This window comes from Paenibacillus sp. CH40, assembly GCF_024213605.1.
GTDB lineage: Bacteria > Bacillota > Bacilli > Paenibacillales > Paenibacillaceae > Paenibacillus > Paenibacillus polymyxa_B.
Window position 1 is genome coordinate 30,240 of sequence record NZ_JANAVQ010000009.1, and the last position, 11,182, is coordinate 41,421.

Here is an 11,182-nt window from a genome sequence, read left to right on the forward strand (position 1 = left end):
AACATAACCCCTCCTGTCATTTCACAGGAACATTATACCTGCTCATTGTTTGGGCTGTATAAAATATTCGTCACAGCTACCACTTCTTCTATGCCGTTTGAACAATTTTCCCGATCCAATCGGAATAAAACGTATTCCCGTTCCGTCGATCAAAATCAGCCGCCGCTGACTCTGCCAGTGGCCTAAAATACGCAATGATTTCTGCCAATGTGCGATCCTCTCTAGCCCATTCCAAGGAAGCCGGCAACCGGATCAACCGTTTTTCTCCCGAAGTATCCAACTTTTGCAGTAGACTCACCATCGTCGCGTAAAAATACATCTGCTCCAGCCCGCTCTCATAGTCCAGCGCCATATGTAGATGACGCTCTACCACTTCGATTCCTTGAATCGGATCGGCAATCGCCAAATATTCGATATGCTCCGCTATCGTTTTCAGGAAGTCGCGGTCATCCCGAATTAGGCGATAGCCTTTGCGATGATTGTCCTTTGCCTGATCAACCTCGCCTTGACGATAAAGCGGCAACAGCACCTGCGAAAGCGTCACATGCGGTACTTCTGCACATTTCATGCGACCCGACAAAATCGGTTTTGCCACGGCAAGCGCCTGCTCGTCTTCTCCGGTCAAATAATAGAACCGCACCATCTGGCTCTGCTCGCAGGCCTCACAATCACTCATACTGTCCCGCTCGACCAAGCGGAAGGTATCCAGATATCGCCGTGCTTCATCCAGTTCACCCATGTCCATCGCGATGCGGAACTTATAATAGTAATATGGACGCTCATTATACCCATATTCGGCATAACGTCTGCGCATATCTTCCGCCAGATCTTCTATTTGAGTCTTCGATATATTGGAAAAGCTGCACACCTTCCCGAGTATCCATTTGTAATTCCACAACAGCTCATCTGCGTCGTATTCCTCTGGATTTTGATCAAATTGGCCGAGCTGCCACGAAAAAGCAATCAGCGACTTCAATGGATATCCGTTAAAAATAGCGCAGTCCACAATCTCTCCCCGGATTTCATAAGCAAGTTCCTTCAACCCGGATGTGTCTGCCAAGCGGACAGCTTCTTCCAGAATCGCCAGCTTTGCTGCACCCCCGGGCAAATCCTGCGCCTGTTCCATCAATTCATATATCGTATCTTCCATTTGGCTCCCCCTATAATTACGCAATTACGCATTTTGTCCGTTCCCTAATCCCCAATTGATAAAATGCAGCACACTCCGATTCATCAGTCCCAACTCACTGCGGTTCATCGGGTAGTGCCCCATCATAAGCGCATTCACATACATCATTTCTGTAGCTGCCGTGACCATCTGCGTATCGGTAGCTTCAAGAATCCGCGCCACCACCGGGTTGTTCAGATTAAAGTATAAGGTGGAATAGCCCGAATTTTGCTGGACTCCTGCTTTCAGACTATCAAGCACATTGGAAAAAAGTGAGGTTGTCTCCTCAACCGTGTTTTCCATGGAGCGCAAGGTCAGGGCATCCTGAGAAATGGTATACAACACTGGCAAACTCGCAGGCTCAAAACGCTTCAACTCAGCGCGGCAACGCATCGGCTGCAAAGCTGCATCCATGACACGTAGCACACCGTAATAACTCTCGCGCTCTTCCTGCGTTAGCCCGGTAAATGAAAGGGATACTTCCTCAGGGCTAAGACGCTCTGTTTGCAGGTTCGGGTCAATCCAATGCAGCCTTTCCAAAATGTCTGAATCATAAATATAGCCGCCATTGATCACCAACATGGATTGCGCCGCCGCCACATGCGTAATCTGACGATACTCATCTACTGTCGATGTGTAATGCAGTGGACGTCCGTCCGCCTCTCGGATCAGTTCTTTCAGCTCACGCCGTCCAAATGTACTTTCGAAGGAAAACCAACGGTACATTATTCGCAAAAATTCATCATCCTCCACGGCGAGCGCCTTCATGGACAGCTCATGCAAACGAATCCAGTGCTGCAAGCGGTCTGGCTCATACTGCGCCATGCGTAGCAGTTCTTCCCGAATACAGGTTCCCAGTTCAGAACGAACATCGTCAAGCTGCTCATTTTCATAAAAATACTCACGTGATGCCGTTGGTTGCAATTCATCTGTCCAAATCAGGCTTTTAATGAAGAATGCCCATTCCGGCAAAACATTTTCCGCCTTGTCCGACACCAGCATATGCTTCAGGTACACCCGATGCAGCCGCTTGCTGTTCAGATTAACACTGCGAGGCAAAATGAACGCAATCCCGCCTGTTCTGCCCGATGCCGTCCGCAACGGTATAAAATCACTGAAGCGCTCGCCCATCAGGCGATAGCCTAAATCCAGTACCTCACTACGGCGACTCCGTAATTGCTCTGGGTCCTGCATCCAGCTCGTCGACGGAAGATTGACGCGCTTGGTCCCCCCATCTACAGACAGCATGACCGGATACGGCAGCAACGCCCCATAATAGAATAAAGACTCCTCTACATGCGCTGGCTCATAATAAAACTCACTTCCCGGCTTGCAGCGCAAATAAATTTGCGTCCCTACAGGCAGCTCTGTTTCCAATCGACGAATCGTATACGTCCCATCCGGCTTCCCTCTCCATTCCATGGAGATGCCTTCCTTCACCGAGCGGGTCAGCACTACAATTTCATCGCTCACCATAAAGCAGGATAGCAACCCAATCCCAAAGCGTCCGATAAACGAAGTCTCAGAAGCCAGCAAATCGGCTCCCTTCTTGGAAGACTGACCGATGATCGACAAAAAACGGTGAATGTCTTCTTCTGACAATCCAATGCCGTTATCCTGAATCATCAATACCTGATGCTCCCCGGAACCAGATAACTCCACGATGACTTTACCTTCATAGTCGTTACTCTCAGAAGCTGTATCTTCAAGGGCCTTGTCTTCTTGTAATACATTACTTTCAGCAGCAACCTTCCGCAGCTCCTTGCGAGCCGTGATCGCATCTGTTGCATTTTGCAGAACCTCACGTATAAACACTCGTGGACTGCTATATAAATGATTGGCCAAAATATCAATCATACCGCCCAAGTTCACTTGAAAACGATATTCGTCTGTTTGACTCATACAGATCATTCCTTTCTCGAAATACTACAACCACCATTTGGATTTAAATAGACTGTCTTTTAAAGTATAACGTGGATTTAAGTCCGATTGCACACCCTGCATTTCAGATATCAATACGTTGACAACGATATAATAGGGTCTTTTTTCACCTGGGAAGTCTGGCACTGGGTCTAATTAACTTCATAAAAATGTACGGAGTACGAGCACTTAGTGAATAAAGGTCATCTTTGTCTAGTTAAATTTAGTAATAAATATAATATTTATTTAAAATCCACCTTTCTCTTAGAAACCTATATCTATGGAGGGACAAATGGCTCATTTTACGCAAAAAGCCCGCATTGCCGCTCTTGTAATACTCTTACAAGAGAGAATGCGAGCTTATTTAGATACAGTCGAAGCTGTACCTTTTACAGAAGAAAATTAATGAGACTTAGCGAGACGGATAACGTTCCACGATGCTTTGCCCAAATGAGCTTTTACAATTCCGTCTTCAAGCTTAGCATTGCCGCCGTTGTGAGGCGTAACTTTTTCACCAGCTGGACTGTTGGTCGCTTTAAGATCATCATGCTCCAATACAGTATGCTCGACAATGCGGTAGCCTTCAAAACTGCGTACATCTACTGTCAGCTCCAGCGATTCAGACAAATGACGGTTCACTGCAAAGACAGTCAGTGCATCTCCCTCTTCATCATAAACTACAGCGCTATCCAGATAAGGAATGTCTGTGAAGTCCTTGGAATCGTATTTTTCCGAATCCACGACAGGCATCAGCGATATCCCACGACCATAACGGGAGGCATGCAAATACGGATAGAAAATCGTTTGTTTCCACGCCTTTCCGTTATTCTCGGTCATGATCGGCGCAATAACGTTAACCAGTTGGGCGAGGCAAGCCATTTTCACACGATCCGCATGGCGCAAGAACGTAATCAACATACTGCCTACCAACAATGCATCCTCAAAGTTATAGATGTCCTCAAGCTGCGGTGGTGCCACAGACCACGGATCAATTTTTTTGTCCGCATCATTGGAGTGGTACCATACGTTCCATTCGTCAAAGCTGAGCATCATTTTTTTCTTGCTGCGTTTCTTTGCTTTGATATAGTCACAAGTCGAAATGACTGTATGAATAAAATGATCCATATCCATAGAGCGTGCCAGGTAATTAGCCGTATCATTGTCATGATTGCCGTAGTATTGGTGCAAGGAAATATAGTCCGCTACCTCATAGGTATGATCCAGTGTGGTTGCTTCCCATTCCGGGAACGTCGGCATTGTGGAGCTGGAGCTGCCACAGGATACAAGCTCAATGTCAGGATCAATCAGCTTCATGGCTTTTGCAGATTCAACAGCCAGACGGCCATATTCTTCTGCTGTCTTGTGACCAATCTGCCATGGGCCATCCATCTCGTTACCAAGACACCAGGTTTTAATCTTATGTGGTTGCTCTACACCGTGACTACGACGTAGATCACTCCAGTAGGAGCCACCTGTGTGGTTGCAATATTCCACCAGATTACGCGCAGCATCAATTCCGCGCGTACCCAGATTAACTGCCATCATGACTTCGGAACCTACATCCTTGGCCCACTTGAAAAATTCATTCGTACCCACTTCATTCGGCTCGACCGTTCTCCACGCCAGCTCCAGTTGTCTAGGTCTGGACGCAACAGGGCCGACACCGTCCTCCCAATTGTAACCGGATACAAAATTGCCTCCCGGATAGCGTATAATGGGAACATCAAGCTGTTTTACCAACTCTTTAACATCATTTCGGAAACCGCTTTCATCACTAGTTGAATGAGTAGGCTCGTAAATGCCACCATATACGGCACGCCCGAGATGCTCTACAAAAGAGCCATAAATGCGTTTATCGACTTCAGCAATACGAAAAGATTTGTCTACAATCATCTTTGCTTTTACAGCTGCTGCCACCTAAACCATCCTCTCTGAATGCGAAAATAAAATCCGTTGTACCACCAAGACTAAGAAGCCGTTTTATTTACGGTTTTAATATAACACACCATATTTATTATAGTCAACATAATTATTAAATACTTAATATAAGTATTAACGTTTATGATAAACGATAATCAATTGGTTACGTACTGCAAAATATTTCGTTTTATAAACAAACTTATTGAGTGAATAACTCTTTGCTAAATAGTATTAGTTATCCTGCTGCTCATATTTCCATTAGAGTAAACGGCGTAGTCTCGTTGGTATAGAACCAAGAAACTACGCCGTTACTATGTTCAGCCTATAGTTCGTCACTACACTATTACTTAATCCCCGAAATCGTATAGTTCTCAATAATATACTTTTGGAAAACAATGAAGATAATCATGATCGGAACGACCATGAAGGTTGAGCCTGCCATTTGCAGGGCAAATTGACTTTCGTTCTGCCCCTTGAGCAGTGACAGTCCGACGGACAAGGTGTACAGCTTCTCATCGTTCGCAATAATGAGCGGCCACAAGAAGCTATTCCATCCGCCGATAAAGGTTAAAATGGCCTGTACTGCTAGAATTGGTGTCGAGATAGGCAATACAATTTGTAGAAAAGTACGGAACTCCCCTGCTCCATCGAGACGTGTCGCCTCTAGCAGTTCTTCCGGGATATCGGACATGAACTGCCGGAACAGGAAGATCGCGAACGCACCTACCAATCCAGGCAGGACAATCCCTAGCATGGAATTGGTCAATCCCATCTGGTTCAGGATCAAATAGACGGGGATCATCGTCACTTGACCTGGAATCATCATCGTTGCCAATACCAGATAAAACAAAAACCCTTTACCTTTAAATTGGAATTTGGCAAAGCCATAACCCGCCATAGCATTCAGGAATAATCCGAAGAAGGAAGCTAAAACAATGATCAGCGTATTCGTCAGATAGGTTCCAAAAGCCATGCTATCGAATAGTAATTTAAAATTATCCAGTGTAAAATGCTGCGGCCAGATGGTCGGAGGAATTTTGGTTACCTCCCCCTCTGTCTTAAAGGAGGATAAAATCATCCACGCAAAAGGCAGCACCATCAACAGACCTCCCACGGTCAGGAGAATCGCCACGAACCATTGAAATGTTTTTTCACCACTGCGCGTATTGGCGCGGGCTTGCTGAACAGCTGTTTTCACGTTCATCACCTCTCTCTATCAGGACTCCGCTTTATTTTGCAAACGGAACTGAATCAGCGTCACCGCGATGATCGCGAAGAACAGAATGAACGATCCCGCCGCGGCATACCCGAATTTACTAAATTGGAATCCGTTATTGTAAATGAACAGGGATGCCGTCAGCGTGCCGTCGAGCGGTTTCCCTTTGGTCATGACAAACGGTTCCTCGAAAAATTGCAACCAGCCGATCATCGTCGTGATGGACACGAAGAAAATAGCGTAACGAAGCTGCGGAAGCGTAATATATCGAATTTGCTGCCATGTATTGGCACCGTCAAGCTGAGCCGCTTCATAATAAGAACCCGGAATCCCTTTAATAGCCGCAATAAAAATAATCATGTTTAAGCCGATGCCCCGCCAAACTGCCAACACAATCAACGAAACTTTCGCTACTGTTGGATCAGTCAGCCATGGGACGGGACCTAAATTCATCAAACCAAGTACATAATTAAATAATCCAAGCGTCGGATTATACAGGTAGCTCCAAACGACTGCGACCGCAACCACATTCGTTACGGACGGTAGATAGAACACAACTCGGAATACTTTGAAAGCACGTGACTTACCCATGTTAATTAGAATCGCGATGCTAAGCGAAAATATCAGCACCAACGGAACACCGATGATGACGAAGAACAGGGTATTACCAAGGGACTTTATAAAGGAAGGGTCCATTAGTACGTTTGTATAATTTTCCAGACCTATAAAGCGAATACTATCATAATTAACGAGTCCTGACAGATCCATATCCGTGAAGCTGATTACGAGCGCCAGTAGAATCGGCAACAGCGAAAACAGCGTCAACAGGATGATGGAGGGACCGATAAACAAGTATGGCGCAAGCTTCTGCGAGCTTCCTTTCATGCCTTCACTCCCTTTGACAATGGCGGATATGGATCATTATTTTTTCATAATACTTGCAGCCTGCTGATTAAAGTCATCCATTTCCTTCTGTACGTCCGCTTGACCACGGTAAACACGCTCAAAGCTCTTGATGAATTGTTGAGAAACCTCTTCCCATGCTGCCAGTTGCGGCAATGCTGCGGAATGGTCCAGCTGTTTACGAATCGTTTGAAGCATCGGATCACTCTTAAGCTTGGCATCTTCCCACGATTTAGTAGCCGCAGGCAAGTTGCTGGACAGTTCCATCCATTTTAGCTGCGTTTCTGGTTTGCTCATGTAAGCCATGAATTTGGCCGACTCCTCTGGGTGCTTGCTGAATTGCATAATTGAAAGGTTCGCTCCACCCAAAACGGACAGGTTGTTTACTTTGCCAGGAAGCTCCGCTATATTCCATTTACCTTCCAGTTCTGGTGCCTTGCTCTTGATTTCTTTAATCATAAAAGGACCACTGATAAACATTGGAACGATACCATCACCTTGTAAACCTTGAACAGAGTCAATTCCAATATCCACTGCGTTAGAGCCGTTTTGGAAAAAAGTATTCAAATACTTCACAGCATCTACAAACGGTGGTTGGTTGAACAACGGATTGCCCTGCTCGTCAACCAGTTTGGAACCGTTCTGGAGAGCAAACATAAAGCCCATAGACTGCTCCTTTGCACTAAAGGAGATACCATATTTGCCTTTGCCCCGAGCCGCCAGCTTTTGGGCAGCATCGGAAAGCTCTTCCCACGTTTTAGGTGCTTCATTATATCCGACTTGTTTCAGTAGGTCGGAACGATAGAACAAAACTCTCGTTTCAGTGTACCAAGGCACACCGACCGGTTTCCCTTCAAATTTTGTCGTACCTACAGCACCCTCGAAGAAATTCTTCGATTCCAGTTCAGGATACTTGCTGATATAAGGGGTAATATCCGTCAATGCACCCGCAGACGCAAGTTCGGGAACCCATGATGTACCTAACTGAACCACGTCCGGACCGGATTTTGAAGCAACTGCTGTCAGCAGCTTATCGTGAGCGTTATCCCAAGGCAACGCCTGTACATCAACGTGAATATCTGGATTTTCTTTCTCAAAATCTTTTACAATTTCAGGCAGCAGTTTCCCTTCTGCTCCCATGCCCCACATGGTGATGGTCGTCTTGCCGTTCGCATCTTTACCGGACGAATCATCCTTGGACGAACAACCTACCAGCGCGCCCCCCAGTAATAAGGTGCTTGCCAAAATGATCCCCAACGTTCTTTTCATCATACGAATTCCTCCCGAGATGATCGGTTTACCGATCATGCAATATGATAACGGATTCAAATACGAGGATTTTGCGAAAATACAATTAGCGACTTCCAATGAACAATATATAGAACGAAATGGTCTCGTTCATCTATATATTGCATTTTGGAGCGACTGGAATCGAATCTTGCAAAATCCTGATGCATGTAAATACATAGCGATTAAAGCATACCGCTATAACACTTATGTTCAAAGCACAAGGACCATACCCGTCAATAGAAACGTTTCGATAGTCATTATAGAACAAATTGAAACCGTATTCAATAGAAATATTATTTTTTATTCGCACAGAATCCCGACTTTTTTTAGTTTATATCATCTTTATTACGTTATTTAGCCTATGAAAACCCCCTGAATTGGATTTGACTCTCCATTTGAAAGCGTATATAATCCAACTGAGTTCAACAATAGAAACGTTTCGATTAATAATACGACAGAATATTATGCTTCTATACTAGCTATTAGCCTGTTCAGCACTTTTTTGAATCAATTTTATCCAAAAAATCTCATGAATCTGAAAAAAAAGAGCTGTCCACCAACAATACAGCTTATGGAGGATTATGATGGAACAACACCTGAATTCCTATTTAGAAAACATGACGCTTGAAGAAAAAGTCGATCAACTGCTACAGCTTGTGGGTGCCTTCTTTGAAGAAGCGGGAACAGATAGCCAAATTACCGGCCCTATGGCTTCTCTCGGCATTACAGAGAAAAATGTCCATAACGTCGGTTCCGTACTTGGCATCGCAGGGGCTAAAGAAGCGATTCGTGTTCAGCAGGCTCATTTGAGCAAAAACCGTCTGGGTATTCCGCTTTTAATTATGGCAGATATTGTACACGGCTTCAAAACGATTTTCCCTATCCCGCTGGCCATTGGTTGCTCATGGGATATGCAACTTGCAGAAGAGAGCGCTACCATTGCAGCCCGCGAGGCAGCTGTATCCGGTGTTCACGTCACATTCGCTCCTATGGTCGATCTGGTGCGTGACCCGCGCTGGGGCCGTGTGATGGAATCTACAGGGGAAGACCCTTACCTCAACAGCGAATTTGCTCGTGCGTTTGTGCGCGGGTTTCAGGGTAAAGATCTGACGAACGATATCGACCGGGTGGCCGCATGCGTGAAGCATTTTGCCGCATATGGAGCTGGCGAAGGCGGACGGGATTACAACACTGTAGATGTATCCGCATGGCAGCTGCGAGAGTATTATCTCCCCTCCTACAAAGCTGCTTTAGATGAAGGCTGCGAAATGGTGATGACGTCCTTCAATACCGTAGAAGGCGTAGCCGCAACGGGCAATAAGCGCCTGATGCGTGATTTGCTTCGTGATGAATGGGGCTTTGATGGTGTACTCATCTCGGATTGGGCCGCCATCAAGGAGCTTATCCCTCACGGCATTGCCGAGGATGAGCGCGAGGCAGCGATGAAAGCACTGCTGGCTGGCGTAGATATTGAAATGATGACCTCCTGCTATAACGGGCATCTGCCTGAGCTGGTTCGCAGCGGACAACTGGATGAAGCGCTCATTAATGAAGCAGTGATGCGTATATTGAAGCTCAAGCAAAAGCTGGGCTTGTTCGAAAATCCGCTACGCGGCGCAGACCCTGAGCGTGAACGTGAAGTTGTGTTCTGCGACGCTCATCGTGCGGTTGCCAAAGAACTAGCCATTAAATCATGCGTGCTGCTCAAAAATGATTCCGTTCTTCCATTGAATCGCAATCAACCTATTGCGTTGATCGGACCTTTTGTAGAGAGCGGTGATATCCTAGGCTCTTGGTCGTGGAGTGGTTCGCAAGAGGAAGCTATTCGCGTTGTTGACGGGTTCCAATCGAAAATATCCTCCTCGCTGCTCACGGTAGCGGCAGGATGCTCTGTAGACAACATAACAGAGGAGCAATATGCAGAAGCTCTGCATGCTGCTAGTCAAACAGAGGTCATCGTATTAGCGCTTGGCGAGCGCTCGGATATGAGTGGTGAAGCAGGCAGCCGTTCGGATATTCGTCTGCCACAGGCCCAATTGGAGTTGGTGAAGCGCCTGAAGACACTGAATAAGCCAATGGTAGCCGTACTGTTTAATGGTCGTCCATTGGATCTGCACGGCGTCATTGAAGAAGCAGACGCTGTACTGGAAGCCTGGTTCCCTGGTGGCGAAGGCGGCGCGGCGATTGCCGATTTGTTGTACGGTGATGCCGAACCTACGGGTCGCCTGACCATGTCATTCCCGCAATCGGTCGGACAGGTGCCCGTGTACTACAATCATTTTAATACAGGACGCCCGCAGCTAGACCCGAATACAAAAGAACGCTACGTATCTCAATATCTAGACGTACCGAACGAACCTTTATTCCCGTTCGGCTACGGCCTGAGCTACACCGAAGTAGCCTATGACAGCGTACAGCTGTCCGGTGATACCCTTATTCCCGGTCAAGAACTGACCGTTAGAGTCCAGGTAACGAACACAGGAACACGTCCAGTCGAGGAGACCGTTCAGTTCTATGTCCGTGATATCAGCGGTGATACGGTTCGTCCGATGAAAGAACTGAAAGATTTCTGCAAAGTCCTGCTTGCCCCAGGCGAAAGCCGGGAAGTGGAATTTACAGTGACCGAGCCTCAGCTGCGCTATCATCATGCAGATTTGAGCTTTGACAGTGACAGCGGTGAATTTGCCGTCTTTACAGGACCTAACAGCCGAGATACTACAGAAGGCCGTTTTCGGTTAGTAAAAGAAACAGGAAAGTGAGGCGTT

The 11,182-nt window shown here is 46.4% G+C and carries 7 protein-coding genes; 1 reads left to right on the forward strand and 6 read right to left on the reverse strand.

Annotation, left to right across the window (positions count from 1 at the left end):
* Positions 1–88 precede the first annotated feature (88 nt).
* The 6 genes from NLX73_RS21105 to NLX73_RS21130 all read right to left on the reverse strand — a co-directional run bounded on the left by NLX73_RS21105 (position 89) and on the right by NLX73_RS21130 (position 8,399).
* Positions 89–1,150: a hypothetical protein gene (locus NLX73_RS21105; protein WP_254327252.1), complete on the reverse strand. Its 1,062-nt coding sequence runs from the start codon at positions 1,148–1,150 to the stop codon at positions 89–91.
* Between the two features lie 24 nt (positions 1,151–1,174).
* Positions 1,175–3,070, reverse strand: a complete 1,896-nt coding sequence (locus NLX73_RS21110) for an HSP90 family protein (protein ID WP_254327253.1) — start codon at positions 3,068–3,070, stop codon at positions 1,175–1,177.
* Positions 3,071–3,490: 420 nt separating this feature from the next.
* Positions 3,491–5,005, reverse strand: coding sequence for an arabinosylfuranosidase ArfA (gene arfA / locus NLX73_RS21115; RefSeq protein ID WP_023986630.1), 1,515 nt, complete (start codon positions 5,003–5,005; stop codon positions 3,491–3,493).
* A 346-nt stretch (positions 5,006–5,351) separates the two neighbouring features.
* Positions 5,352–6,206: a carbohydrate ABC transporter permease gene (locus tag NLX73_RS21120; RefSeq protein WP_023986622.1), complete on the reverse strand. Its 855-nt coding sequence runs from the start codon at positions 6,204–6,206 to the stop codon at positions 5,352–5,354.
* A gap of 18 nt (positions 6,207–6,224) precedes the next feature.
* The gene (locus NLX73_RS21125) at positions 6,225–7,109 is read right to left on the reverse strand and encodes a carbohydrate ABC transporter permease (RefSeq protein ID WP_028541958.1); all 885 of its coding nucleotides are present in this window, start codon (positions 7,107–7,109) and stop codon (positions 6,225–6,227) included.
* A gap of 36 nt (positions 7,110–7,145) precedes the next feature.
* Entirely contained in the window at positions 7,146–8,399 is a 1,254-nt protein-coding gene (locus NLX73_RS21130) for a sugar ABC transporter substrate-binding protein (RefSeq protein ID WP_034094959.1), read from the reverse strand.
* 602 nt (positions 8,400–9,001) lie between these two features.
* Here NLX73_RS21130 and NLX73_RS21135 point away from each other — a divergent pair.
* Positions 9,002–11,176 (forward strand): glycoside hydrolase family 3 N-terminal domain-containing protein, encoded by a 2,175-nt coding sequence (locus NLX73_RS21135; protein WP_254327316.1) that lies wholly within the window; start codon positions 9,002–9,004, stop codon positions 11,174–11,176.
* Positions 11,177–11,182 lie beyond the last annotated feature (6 nt).